Source organism: Shewanella sp. FJAT-52076 (genome assembly GCF_019457455.1).
GTDB lineage: Bacteria > Pseudomonadota > Gammaproteobacteria > Enterobacterales > Shewanellaceae > Shewanella > Shewanella zhangzhouensis.
Genome location: NZ_CP080415.1, coordinates 299127 through 320871, shown reverse-complemented (window position 1 = coordinate 320871; position 21745 = coordinate 299127). Strand labels below are relative to the sequence as shown.

Annotated in this window: 13 protein-coding genes; 6 read left to right on the top strand and 7 right to left on the bottom strand. The window is 55.7% G+C overall.

What is annotated here, in order from left to right; all coding sequences use genetic code 11:
* Positions 1–2 precede the first annotated feature (2 nt).
* Together K0H79_RS01485 and K0H79_RS01480 are read left to right on the top strand one after the other, a co-directional pair.
* Entirely contained in the window at positions 3–2288 is a 2286-nt protein-coding gene (locus K0H79_RS01485) for a GH92 family glycosyl hydrolase (RefSeq protein WP_220077071.1), read from the top strand.
* Positions 2289–2311: 23 nt separating this feature from the next.
* Positions 2312–4534, top strand: coding sequence for a GH92 family glycosyl hydrolase (locus K0H79_RS01480; protein WP_220078056.1), 2223 nt, complete (start codon positions 2312–2314; stop codon positions 4532–4534).
* Between the two features lie 55 nt (positions 4535–4589).
* On the opposite strand, the gene pulA is transcribed toward K0H79_RS01480, so the two are convergent.
* From pulA to K0H79_RS01460, 4 genes are all read right to left on the bottom strand, one after another.
* Complete coding sequence (gene pulA / locus K0H79_RS01475; protein WP_220077070.1) at positions 4590–8915, bottom strand: pullulanase-type alpha-1,6-glucosidase; 4326 nt, start codon at positions 8913–8915, stop codon at positions 4590–4592.
* Between the two features lie 52 nt (positions 8916–8967).
* The gene (locus tag K0H79_RS01470; protein ID WP_220077069.1) at positions 8968–11898 is read right to left on the bottom strand and encodes a TonB-dependent receptor; all 2931 of its coding nucleotides are present in this window, start codon (positions 11896–11898) and stop codon (positions 8968–8970) included.
* A 287-nt stretch (positions 11899–12185) separates the two neighbouring features.
* Positions 12186–12875 (bottom strand): pyrimidine 5'-nucleotidase, encoded by a 690-nt coding sequence (yjjG, locus tag K0H79_RS01465; RefSeq protein WP_220077068.1) that lies wholly within the window; start codon positions 12873–12875, stop codon positions 12186–12188.
* A 108-nt stretch (positions 12876–12983) separates the two neighbouring features.
* Positions 12984–14417 carry a sodium:alanine symporter family protein gene (locus K0H79_RS01460; RefSeq protein WP_220077067.1) on the bottom strand — a complete coding sequence of 478 codons (1434 nt, stop codon included), beginning with the start codon at positions 14415–14417 and terminating at the stop codon, positions 12984–12986.
* 116 nt (positions 14418–14533) lie between these two features.
* Here K0H79_RS01460 and K0H79_RS01455 point away from each other — a divergent pair, with 116 nt between their 5' ends.
* Complete coding sequence (locus K0H79_RS01455) at positions 14534–14902, top strand: PleD family two-component system response regulator (RefSeq protein ID WP_220077066.1); 369 nt, start codon at positions 14534–14536, stop codon at positions 14900–14902.
* A gap of 243 nt (positions 14903–15145) precedes the next feature.
* Positions 15146–15754 (top strand): paraquat-inducible protein A, encoded by a 609-nt coding sequence (locus K0H79_RS01450; protein ID WP_220077065.1) that lies wholly within the window; start codon positions 15146–15148, stop codon positions 15752–15754.
* Positions 15755–16173: 419 nt separating this feature from the next.
* Here K0H79_RS01450 and K0H79_RS01445 read toward each other — a convergent pair whose 3' ends face one another.
* Together K0H79_RS01445 and K0H79_RS01440 are read right to left on the bottom strand one after the other, a co-directional pair.
* Positions 16174–16635, bottom strand: coding sequence for a very short patch repair endonuclease (locus K0H79_RS01445; RefSeq protein ID WP_220077064.1), 462 nt, complete (start codon positions 16633–16635; stop codon positions 16174–16176).
* Entirely contained in the window at positions 16625–17833 is a 1209-nt protein-coding gene (locus K0H79_RS01440; protein WP_258405449.1) for a type II restriction endonuclease, read from the bottom strand. Before K0H79_RS01440 ends, K0H79_RS01445 begins: the two co-directional genes overlap by 11 nt.
* 156 nt (positions 17834–17989) lie before the next feature.
* On the opposite strand from K0H79_RS01440, the gene dcm reads away from it, so the two are divergent.
* Positions 17990–19651 carry a DNA (cytosine-5-)-methyltransferase gene (dcm, locus tag K0H79_RS01435; protein ID WP_220077062.1) on the top strand — a complete coding sequence of 554 codons (1662 nt, stop codon included), beginning with the start codon at positions 17990–17992 and terminating at the stop codon, positions 19649–19651.
* A gap of 366 nt (positions 19652–20017) precedes the next feature.
* Here dcm and K0H79_RS01430 read toward each other — a convergent pair whose 3' ends face one another.
* On the bottom strand, positions 20018–20521 hold the full coding sequence (locus K0H79_RS01430) for a lactoylglutathione lyase family protein (RefSeq protein ID WP_011758396.1): 504 nt from the start codon (positions 20519–20521) through the stop codon (positions 20018–20020).
* Positions 20522–20774: 253 nt separating this feature from the next.
* Here K0H79_RS01430 and K0H79_RS01425 point away from each other — a divergent pair, with 253 nt between their 5' ends.
* Positions 20775–21743: a LysR family transcriptional regulator gene (locus tag K0H79_RS01425; RefSeq protein WP_220077061.1), complete on the top strand. Its 969-nt coding sequence runs from the start codon at positions 20775–20777 to the stop codon at positions 21741–21743.
* Positions 21744–21745 lie beyond the last annotated feature (2 nt).

Genomic DNA, 21745 nt, shown 5'->3' with positions numbered 1-21745 from the left:
TGATGAAAAAGATTGCCGCACTGCTGCTGACCGCGTCCCTGGCAGCATGCAACCAGCAACCCAGCCAGGTGCAAAGCCACGAGCAAAGCCCGCAACCCACAGAGCTGCCAAACGAGCTCCAACCGGACGAGGCGCCGGATCCTGTCGCCTACGTCGACCCCTTTATTGGCACCGATGGCAAGGGTAAAACCTTCCCCGGCGCCACCGTGCCCCACGGCATGGTGCAGCTCAGTCCCGACAATGGCCGTACCGGCTGGGACTGGATAGCGGGCTACTTCTACCCCGACAACATCATTGCCGGCTTCAGCCATACCCATTTGTCCGGCACAGGCGCAGGGGATCTCTATGACATCTCCTTTATGCCCCTGACCCGGCCTTTCAAGCGGGTGCAAACCGAGGGCGGTCCGGCGGATGGCACCCTAGTGTCCCATTTCAGCCACGACGAAGAGCAGGCCAGCCCCGGTTATTACCGGGTCAGATTGCAGGACTACGATATCAAGGTGGAGCTGACCGCTGCTGCGCGCTCCGGCCTGCAAAGGTACAGTTTCCCAGCCTCGGCCAATGAAGGCGTGGTGCGGCTCGATTTGGGTTATAGCCGTAACTGGGACAAAACCGTCGCGACCCATGTGGAGATAATCGATGCCTACAGCATTGGCGGGTATCGTAAATCCACCGGCTGGGCCGAGGACCAACGGGTGTATTTTTACAGCCGCTTCTCCCAACCCATCGCCAGTCAGCAGCTGTTTGTAGATGGCAAACTGTCTGTTGATGATAAGCCGGGAGTTCAAACCCGGGCCTCTGCTGAAAATCTGGCGCTGGAACTTAACTTCGATTTCGGCGAAAGCCAATCAAAGGACAGGTCTTTGCTGGTGCACACCGCCATCAGCTCGGTGAGCATAGACAATGCCAGGGCAAACCTTGAGGCCGACGGCAAGCTGCTGGACTTCCCGGGCACCCTGGCCGCCGCAAAAGATGCCTGGCGCGGCGAGCTTTCCCGAGTCAGAGTATCGGCCTCCGAGGATAACCTCAGGCAGTTTTACACCGCCATGTACCATGCCTCCCTCGCCCCCCGACTCTTCTCGGATACCGATGGCCGCTACAAGGGGCCGGATGGCGCAATCCATAAAGCCGAAGGCCATCCACGCTACGAATTCTTCTCCCTGTGGGATACCTTCCGGGCGCTGCACCCCTGGAAAACCCTGGTCGATCAGGCCCGCACCCGGGAAATGATGGACAGCATGATGGACCATTACCGGGTAGCGGGACGTTTACCCGTGTGGATTTTTCAGGGCAATGAAACCGACATGATGATGGGGTATCACTCGGTGCCGGTATTGGTCGATGCCTATCTGAAGGGCCTTACCGATATTGATGGCGAAGACTTGCTCAATGCCGCCCTGCAGAGCGCACGGCAAGACGCATTTGGCCTGGCGAGTTACCAGCAGCTGGGGTACGTCCCCTACACGGAGCGCAAGTGGAATGTGGCCCTGACGCTGGAATACGCCTTCGATGACTGGGCTATCGCCCGCCTCGCCAAAGCCTTGGGCAAAGACGATATTTATCAGGAATTTGCCACTCGGTCACAGAACTATCGCCGCCATTTTGACTCCCAAACCGGCTTTATGCGCGCCCTGGATGCCGATGGACAATTCCGTCTCCCCTTCGACCCCAACGCCTATCACCCGGAAGACTACTGTGAGGCCAATGCCTGGCAATACAGCTTCTTTGTGCCACACGATGTGGCGGGTATGGTCGGGATGATGGGCGGCAAGGCCAGTGTCAGTGCCAAACTGGATGCCATGTTCAGTACCGGGCAGGCCGTGGAGGAGTTTCCCGAGTGGATCTCCGGCTATATCGGCCAGTATGTCCACGGCAATGAGCCCAGCCACCACGTGCCCTACCTCTATCAATATCTGGGCGAAGCACATAAAACCCAGGCTCTGGTGCGGCAGATAATGCACGAGCTTTACACCACGGCGCCCGATGGTCTGGCGGGTAACGAAGATGCCGGGCAGATGTCGGCCTGGTACCTGTTCAGTGCGCTGGGCTTTTACCCCGTGGACCCGGTATCCGGTGAATATGTGCTCGGCAGCCCCGAGGTCGACAGCGCCGATATCCAGCTTGAAAATGGTAACGTCTTTAAAATTCGCACCATTAATCAAGGACCTGAGCATGTTTATGTCAAACAGGTCACTTTGAACGGCAAGCCATTGAACGGATATATTTTACGACATTCAGATATTCTGGCCGGTGGTGAACTGGTCTTTACCATGAGCCCTCAGCCATGACAGCCAAGCCTAAGTCCTCAGCCATGAACAAATTCCTGTTTGGTCTGCTCCTGACCAGCTGCTCTGCCCTGGGTGGCAACAGCCAGTACGTGAATCCCTTTATCGGTACCTCAAACTTCGGCGCCACCCACCCCGGCGCCCAGTACCCCAATGCCCTGGCCTCGGTGGCGCCCTTCAACGTGGCCCATGGCGGCGAGCAAAACAAGTTTGAAAAAGATGCCGCCTGGAACTCGCGGGTGTATATCCACGAGAACCGCTACCTGACGGGATTCAGCCACCTGAATTTAAGCGGCGTTGGCTGCCCCGATGCGGGCGTATTGCTGCTGATGCCCACCACGGGGCCACTCGAGCTCGATGCCCGGGAGTACGGCAGCAGCTACAGCAATGAGCAAGCCAGTCCCGGCTACTACAGCGCTCAGCTGGACAAATACGCCGTCAAGGCCGAGGTCACCAGCAGCCTGCGCACCGGCTTAAGCCGTTTCACCTTTCCGGCAGGCCAATCCCATGTACTGCTTAACTTGGGGCTGGGTCTGACCAACGAAACCGGCGCCAGCCTTAAGTGGGTTTCAGAGCAGGAAGTAGAAGGCAGCCGTATGCTGGGGACCTTCTGCTACCACGACGAAGATGTGCGGCCGGTGTTTTTTGTGGCCCGCTTCAGCAAGGCGCCCAAGACCTTTGGGGTGTGGAAAAAAATGCCCCGCTACCAGAATGTGGAAGCTGACTGGATTGGCTACAACGACAGCATCAAGCCTTACCCTGGCTATCGCCAGCTCGTGTCCGGCGATGATATCGGTGCCTGGCTGAGCTTCGATACCCGGGAGCAGGAGGCCATCGAGGTCAAACTGGGCATCTCCTTTGTGAGCATCGAAAATGCCAGGGAAAATCTCGATACAGAGCAGCCCGGGTTTGAGTTCGACAAGCTGAAGACACAGGCGCAACAGGCCTGGGACGGCCTGCTGGACAGAGTTGAGGTTGAAGGCAGTGACGAGCAAAAAACCTTGCTCTACACCGCCTTGTACCACAGCCTTATCCACCCCAATATCCTGCAGGATGCCAACGGCGATTACCCCTTGATGGGCCAGCAGGGCGTTGGCAACAGCAAGCAAAACCGCTACACGGTGTACTCGCTCTGGGACACCCACAGAAATGTGCATCCTTTGCTGAGCCTGCTCTACCCCGAGCTGCAGGCAGATATGGTGCGCTCGGCGGTGGCCATGGCCAAAGAGAGTGGCTGGCTGCCCAAGTGGGAGCTCTATGGCATGGAAACCCAGGTGATGGTTGGCGATCCTGCCACGGCCATGATTGCCGACAGCTATCTGCGCGGTATCCGGGAGTTCGATGTCGAGGCCGCCTATGGAGCCATGGTACGGGCAGCCGAGCAGCGCGAGCACAACCTGCTGAGGCCGGAAAACCCGGATTATCTGACGCTTGGCTATGTGCCCGTGGACGATGAAGGCCCCTACGATGGCAGCGTGGCCACCAGCCTGGAATACTACCTGGCCGATTTCAACCTGGCACAGCTGGCATTGGCGCTGGGTAAACAGGCCGACCACGACAAGTATCTCGCCAGGGCACTGAACTACCGCAAGCTGTTTGATGCCGACACCGGCATGCTCAGACCGAAAAACCGCAAGGGTGAGTGGCTGACCCCCTTCGACCCTGAACTTGGGCGCAACTTCGAACCCGCCCCGGGCTATATCGAAGGCAACGCCTGGAACTATCGCTTTTATGTGCCCCACGATACCCCGGGGCTGATAGAGCTGCTCGGTGGGCCGGATGCCTTTTTACGCCAACTGGATGCCACCTTCGACACCGGCAACTTCGATATGGCCAATGAGCCCGATATCACCTATCCCTTCCTGTATAACTACGTCGAAGGCCAGAGCTGGCGAACCTCCCAGCGAGTCAGAGAGCTGATTGCGGCGCATTTTGGCACTCACCCAGGTGGCCTGCCCGGCAATGATGACACAGGCACCATGTCTACCTGGCTGGCCTTTTCCATGTTGGGGATTTACCCGGTGAGCCCAGGCATTATGGATTATGCGCTGTTTCGCCCAAGCTTCAGCAAGGTCAGGATCAAGCTTGATCCCGACTACTATCCCGGCAAGGAGTTTGTGATTGAACACCGTGCCAGCGAGTCTCAACCGGATAAAGCCGAAGCATTCCTATTGAATGGCCGCAGCCTCAACAGACCGTTTTTGAACCATCAGGACATAGTCAAAGGCGGCGTGCTCAAGGTGGAGTAGCCCGATAAGAAGACAAAAAAATAGCCGCCCAAGGGCGGCTATTTTTATTGTCAGGTTAATTCACCCTGGTCACTGTCAGACTGGGTGCCTTGGGGTCTGGGCCTGCTACAGTGAAGCGGTAAGTGCCGGCATCAAGCACATTGAGCTTGAGGTTGGCGCCCTTGGCCGCCAGCGGCTCGGCCTCGTCCAGCGCCACATCGGCAACATCGCCTGACAGGGCACCGAAATCCACTGTGCTCCAATCTGAGCTTGCCACCTTGAACTCAACCGCACCGGCGGCGAGGCTGACTTCGGTGCTGTAGACGCCCCCGCCCTGATGCATCAGGGGGTTGTCTGTGCCCCAGCCATTCATGCCGCCGCGCAGGTACACCTGGGTGCCGGCAAAAATGTCGGTCTTGTACACGGTCAGCAAAGGCTCGCTGCGGTTCGACAGGTCGAAGATAAAGCTGTAGCTGGTGTCCTCATCAAAGTTCATGCTGAGGTTGCCACCCTTCACGGCCAGGAATTTCTCCACGCCCAGGGTCACGCTGCCATCGGCCTCACCGCTACCAAAGTCCACTGTGCTCCAGTCGCTGGAGGCAAGCTTAAAGCCCTTGCTGCCGGCGGTGAGCTGTACATCGACCCGGTAAACGCCGCCACCCAGATAGGTCATGGCGTTGTCGGTGCTCCAGCCGTTCATATCACCGCGCAGGTACACCTGGGTACCGGGGAACGGCTCCTCGTTATACACGGTCAGCTGCGGGTTATCCTTGTCACTGGCATCGAGGGAGAACACATAGGTCGCCGCCAGTGCTGCGCTGAACTTAAGGTTGGCACCCTTGGCCGCCAGTTGCTCGGCCACGCCCTCTTCCACATCGGCAACCTCTGCAGACACACCACCAAAGTCCACCGTGTTCCAGTCTTCCGACGCCAGCTTGAACTCATAATCGCCGGGTGCCAAGGTGATAGCCACCCGGTATTCGCCGTTGCCAACGTATTGCAGCGCATTGCCTGTGCCCCAGCCATTCAGGCTGCCACGGACATACACAGTGGTGCTGCCATAGGGCACCACATCGGGAGCGCCCACGGTGGCATTGGCCGACAGACCTTCGCCCTGCGCCGAGCCCTGGGTCTTAACAAACACCGCCGTGGTGTAGGCAGGCACGGTAAAGGTGCCCTCGTTATCGCCTGCGCTGAAGCTGGCGCCGCGCACCCTGGCATCGATGGAAGATGCCTGCAGCGGATGCAGGCTGAAGCCCGCGGCCGTGGGTACGGTATGGGACTGGCTGCTTGCCGTGCCATTGACCATGACCACTATGGCGTCAACCGCAGGGTCGAGATCGGTCAGACCCGCACCATCATCCAGGCTCATCACAATCACACCCTGGGTTTGGCGCTTGCCCACGTTGTGGAAGCCAACCCGGGCAATGATGTCCTCGGCGGTGGTCAGACGGAACAGCTTGCTCTGGTGACGGATTTGCAGAAACTCGCCGAACACCTCGGAGGCAAAGCCTATCTCACTGGCCGAGGCCGCGGTATTGGGGTTGGCCGAAATACCGGTGATGGTATTCCAGTTGCCCTGATTGTCCTGTGCCAGAGGCAGACCCACGTTCCAGTTGTTGCCGGACTGGGTGAAGTCCACATAGTTGAACCAGTCACCGGAGTCGTAGCTGTTGCGGTCCATGGACTTGGAGCGCAGCATGTCGCCACCCAACTGCAGGAAGGGAATACCCTGACTCAGCAGTGGCACAGTGGCAGCAATATTCTGGGTCCTAACCCTGTCTTCCAGGCTCATGCCCACGGGGAGGCTGTATTGCAGCTTGTCCCACAGGGTCTCGTTATCGTGCTTGGACACATAGTTGATGATGTCGGCCGGATCGGTGGCATAGGCCGTGGGCTGTGAGTTCCAGCTGAAGCTGCTGCCCTTGGCCGAATTGCCGTTAAAGTCCTTGAGCACATAGTCCTTGAGGTTACCAGCCATGGACAGCCTCAGGGTGTCCTGATCCCGCAGCACTTCGTCCTTGAGTTCAGTCTGGAACAGACTGCCACCACGGATGGCTTCACGAATTCTGTCGTTGAAGCTGCCCACCTCGGTGCCGGCCAGATTGGCCTGGGTGGCCTGCTCGAACAGGCGGTTGTCGGCCACCTCGCCGAAGTTCCAGCCCTCACCGTAGAAGTAGGTGTCAGGATCCACAGCACGCACCGCATCCCGCGCCGCCAGCATGGCCGACTTGGGAATATGGCCCATGATGTCGAAACGGAAACCGTCGAAACCGAAGTCCAGCGCCAGCGACACCAGGGTGTCGTTCATCAGCTTGGCCATCATGGCGTTTTCGGTGGCGGTGTTTTCGCAGCAGGTAGAGCGCTGCATGGCACCGGTCACAGGGTCGTAGCGGTGATAATAGCCGGGCACCACCTTGTCGAGCACTGAGTTGTCATACAGCCCGGAGGAGCTGGTGTGGTTGTACACCACATCGAGCACGGTGCGAAGACCAATGCCGTGCAGCGCCATGTTCATGGCTCTCAGTTCTTTCACTCTGGCCACACCATCGGGGCTGGAGGCATAGCTGCCCTCGGGTGCCAGGAAGTGCTGTGGGTCGTAGCCCCAGTTGAAGCCATCCAGACCACGCATGGCATTCACCAGTGCCTGGGCATCGGCGGAGCCGGGCAGGCTGTCTTCCAGCAGGCTCTGGATGGTGGCGCCCTTGTCCTTGGTCTTACAGGCATCGGCACTGTCGTTAATCTTGCTGCACAGCGTGCCCAGGGTGTCGGTCAGCTCTACCCGCTCATCTTCCAGCTCGTTCACCGTGGCCATGTCGGTCACAGGCAGCACATGGAAGTGAGTCAGGCCCTTCTGTGCCAATGAACGCAGATGCTCCACAGGGGCCGAACCCTCTTCGGTGAAGGCCAGATACTTGCCGCGGTTGGCGGCGCTGGTGCTCTCGTCACGAATGCTGAAGTCGCGGACATGGCCCTCGTACACCACTATGTCTTCGGGGTCTGCCACCTCGGGCACCGCATGGCCATCCCAACCCTCGGGCATGGTGTCGGTGTCACTGAGGTTAACAAACTGGCTGAAACGGCCATTGGCAGACACGTTCACCGAGTATGGGTCGGTACTCTCGACGGTTTCGAGCTTTTTGCTGACCGGATGATACAGGGTCAGTTCATAGCGGTAATAGCGGCGGTCCAGCCCGGTGCCGGTGAACGACCAGATACCGGTGGCCGGGTCTTCGGTCATGGCCTCGCTACGGGTCAGGTTTTTCGCATCGTCATACACCTTGAGGGTCACGGCCTGAGCCGTGGGGGCCCAGAGTCTCGCGGTAACCGCATCGCCATCGTAGCTGATCCCAAGGTTTGCCTCATTGGCATCGGCATCGCCGGAGGTGTAGAGGTCATCCAGGGCCCGCGCTTGTTGTACAAAGGTGGCGTAAAGGGGCTTGCCGTCGGCATCGAAGGCGGCCATTGCCAGCTGCGCCTTGGCCAAAGATTTGGCCTCTTCGGCGCTGACATCCAAATGATAGGCCTGCCAGGACGCCAGCTCAGGCGCTCTCGCCTGCTGGGCCTCGGTCAGTTCAGTGGCAGTCAGTACATGGCTGCCGCCACTGATGCCGCTGTCATCTATGGTCAGGTCGGCCTTGGCGGAATAGTGCAGCCGCACCTCGGCCACGCCTTCTTCGGTTTGATCCCACAAGAGCGTCTGACGGTCGAGCCAGTGGGCACTCATATTGCTGAACACCGCAGGCTGTGGGCCCAGATTGAGGATGGGATACTCAAATACTGAAGGGGTGCCATGGAGGGTAAAGTTCATCCGCACGAACTTTTCGTCATCCTGCTTGAGGGGCATCTTGAAGTCGCCGTCACCCAGGGCCTTGCCGCTGCCCTCGGTGCCCACGTGGATGATGAAGTTACCGCACTCGCCGTAGCCTTCCTTGAGGTTAAGGATCCAGTAGGCGCCGTAGTTGGGGTCTATGCCATCAAACTCATGGCCATTGGCCCAGTCGCTGCTGTCGAATGGCGGCGCATAGGCGTCACAGGTGTCGTTGTTCCAGGTGTGCAACCGATAGCCGTCGTAAACAGGATCGTTGGGGCTGTTATCGGCATCCTTGGGACGGTTGTAGTAGATCACCGCCTCGTTGGCCTTGGGGAAATACACAGGGTCAGGCAAGGTGGGATCGGCGCCCACCACACACTGCTCGTTTTTAGCATCGGGCACTGTGGGTGGCGGACACTGGATAGGTGGCGGCGCCACACACTGGGTGCCGGTGGCGTCGGGCACCATGGGCACATTACATGTCAGCAGCACCTCGCCGGGCTCGGATGAATCGCTGCCACAGCCCCACAGCACACTGGCAGCCAGGGCCAGTGCAAACAGTCGGGCAAGTTTAGAGATACTCAGCATGAGTCGTCCCTCGGTAAAAGTGAGTTGATGTCCTTGTCGCACCGCCTTGGGGTTACATGGCATAGGTTACCCCCAGGAAGAATTGGCGGCCGAAATACTGCAGGGTGCCTGTCTTGGCCTCGGTGCCGAAGTAGCTCTTGGTGGGCTCGTCGGTAAGGTTGTTGACTTGGAACAGCACCCCGAGATTGTCGTTAATCTGATAGGAGGCCTGATAGTCAATCACGGTTTCGGCATCGTAATTCACCACCTGACTGTTGATGGCCACCTGCTCAGACACGAAGGACGAGCGATAACGGGCACTGATACGGGTTTCAAAACCCTCGTAGCCATAGAACAGGGTCAGGTTGGCAACGTGCTTCGACAGACCTTCCAAGGTTTGCGGCACACTGTCGCCCCCCAGACTGGTGAGTTTCTGCACCTCACTGTCGGTGTAGGAGTAGCTGGTGTTCACCCCCAGGCCATCGAAGGGACTGGGCAATGATGCAAACACCTGGGTGTAGGCCAGTTCCAGACCACGGATATAGCCGCCTTCGGTGTTGTTGACCGCCGTGGTGTAGGTGCCGTTGGTGGTGGCTTTCTGCTCACCGCTGTCGGGATCCACTATGTAATCGGGTACGTTGAAGCCGTGGCCGCGGAAGTCAAAGTCGGCGATGGCCACAGTGTCGATAAAGGAGTCGATGTCCTTGTAGAACAGCGCTGCCACCAGCGCGCCTTCTTCGAAGTAGTACTCGTAAGACAGGTCATACTGGGTGGCGTAGAAGGGCATCAGGAAGGGGTTATTGGTACTGGAGCCGTTAATCTCGCCGTCATCGTTAACCGAGGCACTGACATCCCCCGCCAGGCGGTTGATGGGTGGCCGCGACATGACCTTGGCCGCCGCAAAACGCAGCTGGCTGTCGTCGGTGAGCTTGAGGCTCAGGTTCATGGATGGCAGATAGTCGGTATAGGTCACTCCCACGACCGTTGGGGCATAGAGGTCGTTGACTATGCCGTTTTCATCGACAATGTACTGGGCACCCTGGGCCGGATCGCCGCCCACGTTTTGCAGCATGGTGGCCGACTGATCCGTATCCACCACGCGCAGACCTATGTTACCGGTCAGCGGCAAACCACCGATTTCGGTGTCTATGTTGAACATCAGGTAGCTGGCCAGCACCTTTTCATACACTTCGCCGCTTTGCAGCACGGACCAGGAATAGTTGGTGGTGTAACCCATGGGGTCAAGCACCCCATCGGCATTACCCCAGGTTTGCACCGGCTGAGGAATACCATCGGGGAACCAGGCGTTGAGCGCCTTGTCGAGGTCGATGGCCAGATAGGAGGGGAAGTAGCTGAAGTCGCCGCTCCAATCCACCACGGTTACCATATCCTGGGTCAGTCGCAGTGGTGGCTCGGTGCTGGAGAAGCCGCCGTCGTTGCCATACTCAAACACCGAACGGTCGTTGCTGTAGGTTCGGTCGGACCAACGCACGCCAAACTCCACCGACGACAGCCAGTCGCTGTCCAAATCGTACTTGAAGTCCAGGCGATAGGCTTTTACTTCATCTTCGTTTTCATAGGGATAGATACCGTATTTACTCACCATCACCCGGTTGATGTCCGAGAAGGCATCGGCCTGATTGAAACCCAGATCCGGCAGGTCCAGCCCATTGAGCAGGTAGCTGATGGAGACGTTTTCATCGAACAGCGGCTTGTCGGCATTGGCATCCACGGCCACGTTCGACCACAAAAGGCCGTTACGGAAATCGCTCTTGGCGGAGGAATAAGACACGTCCGCCGCCACATTCAGGCGGTCGGTAATCTGCCAGTCGGCGTTCACCCCAAAGCTGTTGACCTGGTCAAAGTCCTGGTTGTCATCGTTCACCAGCTCCACCCGGGTGTAGCTTTGGGACGTGCGGTTAAAGGTGCCGCCTATCACTGAGTTACCATCCAGCACGGGATTGGCCACCGCAGTAGTGGGGCCGCCGAGTTTTACCCGGAAACCACGGGCAAAGGCTTCGCTGTCAAAGCGCGACAGGAAGGCATCGGCCTTGAGCTTGAAGTTACTCACCGGCGCCCACTCAATGGCGCCCATATAGCCGTTACGCACCTCGAGCCCGCCCAAATGCTGCATCTCGAAGCCTTCGCTGATGTATTCGTTGGCGGGATTGGCCTCTGGGCCATTGGTGTCGTCGGCCAGGCCGTCCACATCCTTGTTGTCGCTGTAGGCCAGACCAATAAACTGGGTGGCTACGCTGGGCTGCTCGAGCCGGGCATAACCCAGTGCCACGCCCAGGGTTTCATCGAGGAACTTGCCCTGATAGGAAAAACTCAGTCTGTGGCCGAATTCCTCGGCGCCGTAGACTTCGCTGGCCCTGTCGTTGTACATGCCACGGGCATTGAGGGTGACATTCTGATCCTTGTCCGCAGCCAGAGGGCTGGCGGTGGCCAGTTCCACTGTACCGGCCAGACCGCCTTCAATCAGCGATGCTTTTGGCGACTTGTACACGGCTGCCGAGTTGATGAGCTCAGAAGGATATTGGTCGAATTCGATGCTGCGTGAGCCACTGGTGGAGACCTGCTCACGGCCATTGAGGGTAGAAAACACAAAACCGCCGGACATACCGCGGATATTGATTTCTGCTGCCTGGCCACCGGTGCGCACCGCCGAGATCCCGGGCAGGCGCGTGAGGGCGTCGGCCATGGACACATCGGGCAAGGCGCCCAGATCATCGGCAGACAGCTGCTCGGAAACGGTATCGCCAAAGCGTTTGGCATTGAGTGAGTCGATAAGACTGCGGCGGTAACCCGTGACTTCGATGCGTTCCACATCATCCGGATTGAGTTTGGCCTGATTATCTGTCTCTTTCTCTGAGGCTTCAGCGGCTTGCGTTGGCTCGCTCTGCTGCGGCTCGGCGGCAAATGCCGCTGAATGCAGCATGGCCAAAGGCAAACCGGCAGCCGCCAACGCCAGAGTCAGGACACTGGGTTTGAGCTTGAACATGCGTTTTTCTCCCTGGTCTTACGACACTTGTTGTGGCCAACACCCGCCTGTACCTCAGACACCAAGGAGTATTGGATCCTGTGGCTCCATACTAAGCTTGGTCAAATTATCAGCTCAATCTTATGCATACGTATTCACAACAAGTGCGCAACATTTGCAACAATCGGCAACGTCAGGGGAGAGCGAAAAAACACAGGAAAAACAAAGCCGCGAGCGATGAAAGAGCGCGCGCGGCCTGGAAGGGAGAAGGAGCTGGGAAGGGTAAAGGGGCTCGTGAGAGAGCGGCGTCAGGCCAGCAAACGGGCCAGCTCGCTGTGGCAGCGGATCTCCAGATGGGGCTGGATACCCTGCTCAATGACTTTTGCATCTGGGTTGTACCAGCAGGTGTGCAGCCCGGCGTTAAGGCCCCCCAGAATGTCGCTCGACAGGGTATCGCCCACCATCAGCACCCGCTCGCGGGCCGGATTGCCCATGGCATCCAGGGCATGGTCGAAAATGGCCCGGTCGGGTTTGGCAATGCCCACCTCTTCGGAAATCACCAAGAGTTCAAAATGGTCGGCAAAGCCGGTGCGCTCGAGACGAATCCGCTGCAGCTCGGTAAAGCCGTTGGTGATGATGCCAAGGCGGTAACGCCCCTTGAGGCTTTCGAGCAGCTCAGGCACCTCGGGCAAGGGGGCACAAATGTCGGCCATGGCCGATAAAAAGCCCGAGTTCAATTCCGCCGGGGCCACACCCAGGCGCTCGCCCCACTGGGCAAATCGCTGCTCCTGCAGGGTTTTGGCACTGATGCGCCCCTCCTGGTATTCAACCCACAAAGGCTTGTTGACCTGTTGATACTCCTGATAATGGGCCGCATCAAAGTCAATGCCGAAGCGCTGGAACAGGCGCTTGAGTCCGGCAAAGGCATCGAAATGAAACAGGGTTTCATCGGCATCAAATAGTACCCAGTCAAAACCGAGCGGCTGGCAGTTGGACATCTCACTTCCTGTTAATAACGGCATCAGGGACGCCGATTGTACGCCCAAACACCCCCTTGCCCAAACCCCACCCGGGACTTTTTCGCCCGTGCTCTGCTTCGGCGGCCTTTAACGCCTTTCCACCGGGTCGTCACTGCCGACTATTTCATCCCCCTGCGATCGCAGGCGGCGGAAGTAATCTTTGGCAGCGGCCCGCACCCGTGGGGCAAGCAGCAGCGCCGCCGTCATGGTGGGAATGGCCATCAGGCCGTAGGCACCATCGATGATATTGACTATGTCGGTGAGGCTATTGGTGGCTGCGAACAAAATCGCCAGCAAATACAAATACAAATACCAGCGCTCACGCCTTGCACCAAAGAGGAAGGCGAAGCACTGACTGCCGTAAAACGCCTGGGTGAAGATGGTGGTAATGGCAAAAAAGCACACGCAAATCAGCAGCAGATAAGGGCCAACACCGGGAATGGTTTCGGCAAAGGCGGCGCTGGAAAGGCTGATGCCGTTGGCACCGCCCTGCTCCCACACGCCGGAAATCAGAATAATCAGCGCGGTTGCCGTGCACACCAACAGGGTATCGATGGCGGGGCCGAGCATGGCCACCAGCCCTTCTTTCACCGGCTCTGAGGTTTTGGCATTACCATGCACCATCACCTCGGTGCCAATGCCTGCCTCGTTGGAAAAGGCCGCCCGCTTCACGCCGGTAAGCATGGTGCCCAAAATCCCGCCCGCCACCGACTGCACCGAAAAGGCATCTTCCACTATGCGCCACAGGTGCATGGGCACTTCGCCGAGATGGCTGAAAATCACATAGAGGGCGCAGCCCACGTACAGCAGGATCATCGCCGGCACCACCCGAATCGCCACGGCGGCAATACGCTTGATCCCCCCCAAAATCACCAGTGCCACCAGGGTCATGATGGCAAGGCCCATCCCCAGCTCCAGGGCAAAATGCTCGCCACTGCCCACGGCAACGCCCGTGTCGCCGGGGGAGAGAAACAGATATTCCTTGAGGATTTGTACCAGCTGATTGGTGTTGAACAGCGGGAAGTTACCCACCAGCCCCACCAGACAAAAGAACACCGCCAGCGGCTTCCATTTGGCGCCAAGCCCATGGGTGATGATATACATGGGGCCGCCGCGCACCCGGCCGGTTTCATCTGTGCCGCGATACATAATTGCCAGAGTACAGGTAAAAAACTTGGTGGCCATACCCACCAGCGCGCTTATCCACATCCAGAAAATGGCACCGGGGCCGCCGGCCACTATCGCCAGCGCCACCCCGCCGATGTTGCCCATGCCCACGGTGCCGGCCATGGCGCTCGACAGGGCCCCGGCATGGCTGATATTGCCTGCGGCATCGGCCTCGGGATACTTACCGCGCACTATATCGATGGCGTGTTTAAGGTAGCGAAAAGGCGCAAGACCTGAATAAATCAGGAAAAACAACCCGCCGCCCACCAACAGGAACAGCATATGCGGCCCCCAGGCAAAGGCAGCAAACTGGGCGGCTAAGGAAGCAAAATCAAACGGCGTTTGTTCGTTCATAGTGTTGCTATTATGTTACGCATGATGGTGCTAACTTATCAGGCACGATTCAAGGTTGAAAGTCCGGCCTTTTAACGTCGGCAAATCAGGCAATAACGTCAAAGGGAGAGGAGCAAATGGAAAAGGCAAAAATTCTGGTCATTGACGACGACCCTGTGTGTATTGGCGTGCTCCTGTCGCTGCTGGCGGAACGCTATGAGGTGACCGCTGCCAATTCAGGCAGCACCGCACTCGAACTCTTGTCGGTAATGCGCCCCAATATTGTTCTGCTGGATATCACCATGCCCAACATCAACGGCTATCAGGTAATCCGCCAACTCAAGTCTGATACGGCAACCGCTGACATTCCTGTCATTGTGATAAGTTCACTGACAGAAGCCTCGGATCAGGAGTTCGCTTTCAAGCTGGGAGCCACCGACTATCTGCCCAAACCCATCATGCCAAACGCCATTTACGGTTTACTGGACAAATACTTAAGCCACTAAGGCGCAAACAGGGCAGCCAACAAAAGCAACCAGCACTGCGCCAAACAGTCGCCCAACGCACGGCTTTGCTTTTGTTCCATACGGTTTTTGACAGGGATGTGCCAAACGCTTACCGGCAGCGGCAACTGAATAGCAGGCGTTCAGCGTTCCTTCAGCCGGGACAGGCTAAAACACTGCCCAAATCACTGATACATGCATACCCAATGCTGCCCTGGCAGCCGATTTTTGTGTTCCGGAGATCGAATGACAACCCAACGTAAATGGCCGCAATTGCTGCTTATCCTCATCGCCCTGGCGCTGCTTATCCCCGGCCTGAGCCTGCCCATGTTGAGCCTCGACGGCCAGGCCGACAAATCCCAGTTTGCCCAAACCACCATAGAACTCATGACCGACGATGGCGAAGTGCGCGGCATCCTGGGCTCGGTATCGGCTTTTTTGGGCTTTAATCAGCTGGAAGGTCAAGTAGAGATTTACCAGAAAAGCCGCAGCATCTTAGGCACCATCAGCGACCTGTTTGACAGCGGCAACCTGCTGGTTGGCATACTCATAGGCACCTTTTCGGTGGTGATCCCTACCCTGAAACTCGTATCCCAGGCCGTGCTGCTGTTTGTCTCAGGCACCCTCGCCCAGGGGCTCAAAGGCTTTATCGATGCCATCGGCAAGTGGAGCATGGCCGACGTGTTTGTGGTGGCCATTATCGTCAGCTATCTCGCCGGTAACGCCAAAGGGCAGATGGGCGAGCTCATCATCATGCACGCCCAGTTCGAGCCCGGCTTCTGGTATTTCACCGGCTACTGCCTGTTCGCCATCGCCTCGAATGTGATGATGAGTCGAAGGTTAAAAGCGGCGTAAAGAAATGCGGCAGGGTCAACCCCTGCCCTGGTTGTCGGAACCTTGGATCCTGATGGCATCCGGCGACGGGATTTCCTGATAGTGCTGTTCACCAAGGAGCTAAGCTTTTAGAACGTCTCTCGACAGCTAAGGTATTGATAGCCAAACTTCGTTTGGCAAAGATCGTGGGTCTTCAACCCACACCCGAGGAAAGGGGGCCGTTTCGACTGGCCCCCTTATCCAATCCCCTTGCGACCCCAAACGAAGCCGAGCACTTTGGCCTTATGGGCTGAAAACGAGCACCGAGACCGACTCGCGTCCTGCTCGACGGTCTCTGCCTCAGCGTCCATGCCTCGGCTTGCCCGTTTCACTCAGCCCAACAGCCAAAGCGGCTTCGATGGGGAATAGGCGTATTCCTCGGCTCATGAGTTTTAAGTGTGCTAATTGGCAGGAAAAGGGATTTCCAGATAGTGGCTACCGGACTCAAGCCACTGGGTGATTTGCTTCAGGACCTGAGACTCGGGCAACTTTTCTGTCCCCTTGAGCGCACACTCCCACAACACCAATACCCGCCACCCAAGCTCGCGGCACTTTTCGATGTTCTCAAGATCCCGCTGCCGATTACCGACAAGCTTTTCCCGCCACCACTGCGGCCCACGGCCTTTAGTGGAGGACGATGCTGGGAATTGAAAGTAGCGACATTGGTGCATATGCCAGAAGCAGCCGTTTACAAAGATCACGGCTTGGTATTTAGAGAAAACCAGATCTGGTTTTCCCGGTAAACGTTTGTCGTGCAGCCGATAGCGAAACCCCAGTGCATGGAGCCGCTTCCTCAACCACATCTCGGGGCGGGTATCCTCACCCCGAATGCGGGACATGTTGTAGCTGCGCTTATCCTTCATCTTTGAGAGATTTGAGTTCCTCTATAAACTCGGACAATGTTGTCAGTTCACAACGGATACTTTCAGGGAAGCTTTTAAGTAGTTTTCTTGGAACAACTAACTTAACCCCAGCATTTTTCATCTCTTGGAATTGATTCTCCGACACTCCCTGCTGAAGAGTAAACAAGTGTTTTGTAGTTATTCTGTCTGCTTCATTGAGAATTTGTCGCCACCTATCTTTACAGGTAGTTTTCACAGCAAGCATTCGTAGCTTATCTGCGGGAAAGGCACGTTCTTGGTACGCGTTGATAGAAGGAAAAATAAAATCGGGTTTTTTATTTCCTTCAGTAACAGCCTGAGTAGAAAATCCACCTATTCCATTGGCTTCAAATATATTCTCAAGATGCAGCTCCAAAGATCTGCCTGATCTAGACTTCCTTCGATTACATACCGAATTGGCTTTCAGAATAAAGTCTTCAATTGTCTCAAACCCTGCCTTAATCGTTGGTAACTCGTGAATTTCTTCAATTTGGCGAAAAACCGCATATTCAACATGCCGTCTTTCCATCAACTGTGAATCAGGATCCGTTGATTTCGACTTATATAGATTAGGCAGATAACTTATCAATTCTGAACCAGACGGGAATGAAGTACTCCATTTCTCCGGCAACTTGTACTTAGCGATCCGCTCACCTACACCACTTGCTAACCCTAAGAACACATGTGCGGCATTACCAAATATTGATACCCCGGGCTGAACCTCTCCCACGAGCATCTCAAGCACGGCCTCCTCCAAAATATTTTTGCAAACCCAAAACTCTAACAAATCAAAGTCTCCACCTTTTGATTTGTGAAAACCAAATATTGCGATTGAACCGGTATATTCAACATTTTGGATGGGTGATTTTTTCCCGCCCCACCTTGTTAATCTAACCTCATTACGTCCATTTTTAATTCCAAAAAATTTAGTATTTTGAAATACCACTCTGACTTTTTGGTCAGGAACATCGTGTGAAAGACACTGCGCCGTTATAACAGTTTCCGGATTCTTTTCATTCGTCCTGTTTATGATTGGGAAGACCTCATCCATGATCTGCTTTGGTGCATATATACCGACTTGGTGTGATTCAGTAGCCCCTGTATCATTAGCTGAAAGTCGCTTTATGTAGATGACACTCTCTGACGTCGACAAACCATCCAACCAGTCACGAAGCTCCACTCTCATTTCTCCCGCAATCCAATGCTATTTTGTTGAAAAGGATAGCTTTTGACACATGCATGCATCAAGCCCCGTGGGCACTTGGCTTATAAAAATATCGAAAAGGGAAAAACGTGTGATAAAGTGCGACACAACTTTCCCAGATAGTATTTAGCCATGACCAGAGAGATAGTTGCCCTTGGCGATAAGCTTCATGAAGAACTGAACAAAGAAGATGAACAGCAAGCAAGGCGCCTGCTCAAGTTGCTGATTGAGATATACGATCAGAAAAATCTTGCCATCAAGTTGAATGATTTGGGTTTCAATACCAGTAGGGAGAGCCTGAACAAGCTTTGCAAGGATCCGGACTCCGCCAGCATTGGGCTTGATGCTCGAGCGATGGAACTGATCCGACGCAGCCTGTTACCAGCAAAACCACTGCACTGGAACAATCCTGACTTCAAATTTATTGACCTCTTTGCCGGTATTGGCGGTCTTCGTAAAGGTTTCGAAGAAGTTGGCGGGAAATGCGTATTCACCAGTGAATGGGAGCCCAAGGCACGTCGAACCTATTTGGCAAACCACTACGTGGATGAACATGAACTGCCTTATTTCCTTGACTCCGAAGAGGAAAACCCCGAGCGAAACAGCTCGTTCATGGACATCACCAAGGTAACGCTCAGCGGTAACCAACTGCTCAGCGATGAAGAAAAAGCCGAGCACATTCGCAAGCACATCCCTGAACATGATGTGTTGCTGGCCGGTTTCCCCTGTCAGCCCTTTTCCATTGCCGGTGTGTCAAAGAAGAACTCATTGGGTAGGGCCCACGGATTTGAATGCGATACTCAGGGCACCCTATTCTTTGATGTTGAAAAAATCATTGAAGCAAGGCAGCCAAAGTACTTTGTGCTTGAAAACGTTAAGAATCTGAAAAGCCACGATAAAGGCAATACATTTGCAACCATCATCCGTACCCTGGATCGCTTGGGCTACTGGGTACTGGATATCACCAATGCCGGCACTGACATTGAAGATGCCATAGCAAATGTGCGTAAGCGCAAAAATGAGCCCGCTATCATTGATGGCATTCACTTCATTCCTCAGCACAGAGAACGTATTGTTCTGGTTGGTATTCGAAATGATCTGGTGGAAGCCAATCCATCATTAAAAGAGCTGTCACTCAGCCAGATTGAAAAGCCAAAATCCCGCTATACTGTGGCCGACATTCTCTGCGACTTGAGTGATGGCGAGAAGCAAAAATACACACTGACTCCAAACCTTTGGAACTACCTGTATCACTACGCCCTGAAACACCAAACCAAGGGCAATGGTTTTGGCTTTGGTTTGGTAAATCCCAAAGACGACTCAGCAACCACACGCACTCTATCGGCCAGATACTACAAAGATGGTTCCGAGATTCTGATCAACCAATCAGAGCTTGAGCAAGATTATCTCAACGATAAAAAGCAGTTTGCCATCCAAAAAAATCAGGAGAGAGAAGCTTACGCCAAACATTTTGCCGATCAGTTCAAGACTCAACACCCAGATGCCTCTGAGGCCGAATACAAAGAAATGATCAAAACTGGCGAAGAAAAATATGACAATACTGTTGGCCGGTATGCCAAAGAGTTCGACGCACTGTATAAAACGCCGCGCCGCTTAACTCCGCAGGAATGCGCCAGACTGATGGGCTTTGAAAAGCCAGAGTTTGACAGAAACGAGCATGACACCGACTTTCGCATAGTTTGCGCTGATGCCAGTGCATACAAGCAGTTTGGCAACTCAGTTGTCGTCCCTGTATTTCGATCTGTAGCGAAACTCATCAAAACCATCATGTAAATGCTGCAAAGCTAAGGGAAACGACGCGCTTATTCCCCATCGAAGCCGCCGAAGTGCGTTAGGCGAAATGGCGTGGGCGAGGCAGGAAGCCGAGCCAGCTTCAGTCGAATCAGGGATGAGCGTCTGAAGCGCTAGCCAGTTTCGTCCACAAGACTGAGGGGATTTCGGCTTCGTCTGGGGTCGCAGGGAGATTGGACAAGGGCTCATGCTCGACAGAGCGCACATGAGCGCAAGCCAAGGAAGGCGAGCTGGCCTTTATGCACGGATGCATTCGCAAGTCGATACTGCCTCCGCGTGGCGCACAGAGCGCTTCGGCGCCAGCTAAGCGACAGAAACTATTCTGTCGCTTAGCTGGGACGAAAACACTCAGCCTGTATAGGCACCACTCGAATAGTGCAGCTCATAACTGTGGCTGTAGATCTCAAGGATATTCCCGAAGGGATCTTCCATATAAATCATGCGGTAAGGCTTTTCACCCGGGTAATAGTAGCGTGGGGCTTTCATGCGCTTTTTCCCACCGGCGGCGACGATTTTCTCGGCCAGGCCTTCAACATCCGGGTCTTGTACACAGAAGTGGAAGATACCGGTTTTCCAGTATTCGAAGTTGTCTTCCGGGTTCTCTTGGTTTTTGAACTCGAACAGCTCAACGCCGATGCGATCGCCGGTGGACAGGTGGGCGATGCGAAAACGCTCCCAACCGGCACCGAAAACATCGGTACACATTTCGCCGATGGCCGAGTCGTCTTCCACAATCTCGGTGGGAGGCATGATGAGGTACCAGCCGAGTACCTCGGTGTAAAACTTCACCGCGGCCTCAAGGTCGGGCACAGAAATACCTATGTGGGAAAAGCTGCGTGGATATGTGTTCATGGCTAACCTCGTCGTTGAAATCATGTATTCGAACAAGCAGGACATGGGTTGCAGCGCCGGTTGTATATCACTGGTAAGCGCTGCGGTATTGCCCGATGCGACAAAGGTTACGCCCGGAATAGATCAATGAAAAATTATCATATATTCTTATTTCAATAATTTTTTGTTATTAAATCGCCAGCCAATTGAGCTGTGACATGGGCCGCTCAAGCTTGGCGATTTGCCCAAAGCAGACACATTGAGAGAACCCGCCATGCTTAACCCACTGTGGCTCAGGACCTTTGTCACCCTGGTGGACACAGGCCACTTTACCCAAACGGCCAACAAACTCTTTATGACCCAGCCCGGAGTAAGCCAGCACCTGAATAAGCTGGAGCAGGCCTGTGGCCACCAGCTGCTGCTTCGCAGTCGCAGTGGCATAGAGCTGACCGAGGCAGGTTCAAGGCTATATCAGTATGCGCTGTCCCAGGCCAGGGCTGAGGCGGCGCTGCTTGGCAGTTTGGATGAAGACAATCCCTACAACGGCATCTGCCGCCTGGCCTGCTCCGGCGCGCTGGCGCAGCTGCTCTACCCCCGGCTGCTGGCACTGCAGGCGAAACATCCGGGGCTTAAGGTACATATGGAGGCCGCGCCCAATGCCCGCATCATCAACGAGGTGCAGCAGGGGGACAAAGACCTTGGCATTATCACGGCGCCGCCGCCGAGGGGGTTGTTTAATGAAGAAGAGATAGGCACTCAGGCGCTGTGTTTGGTATTACCGGCAAGCGCCGGCACCAAAGCGAGTGCGGATACCAGTACAGATGAAACCGCCCTGCCCTCAATAGACGAGCTCAAAGCCCTTGGGCTGATAAGCCACCCGGATGCAGCCCATTACCTGTCGCTGTTTTTTGCCCACAGCAAACATGAAGGCTACCAAGATGCCTTTGCCGAAGACTTTCCGGTGAGCAGCTACATCAATCAGTTGGGGCAAATCCTGCTGCCTGTGTCCTTGGGGCTTGGCTTTACTGTGCTGCCACTGTCGGTGGCAGAACAATTCAGTGACAGGGCCAAACTCAGGGTCTGTGTTGGCAATGAGCGGGTGTTCGAGCCCCTGTATCTTATTCACAAGCGCCAGCGGCAACTGCCCGCCCGATTTGATACCATCAGGGCCCTTATTGGATCTGTGCTGACCGGGAGCGCCGACCACTCCGTGCCGCAGCAGCACACCGACAGCCACTCATAAAA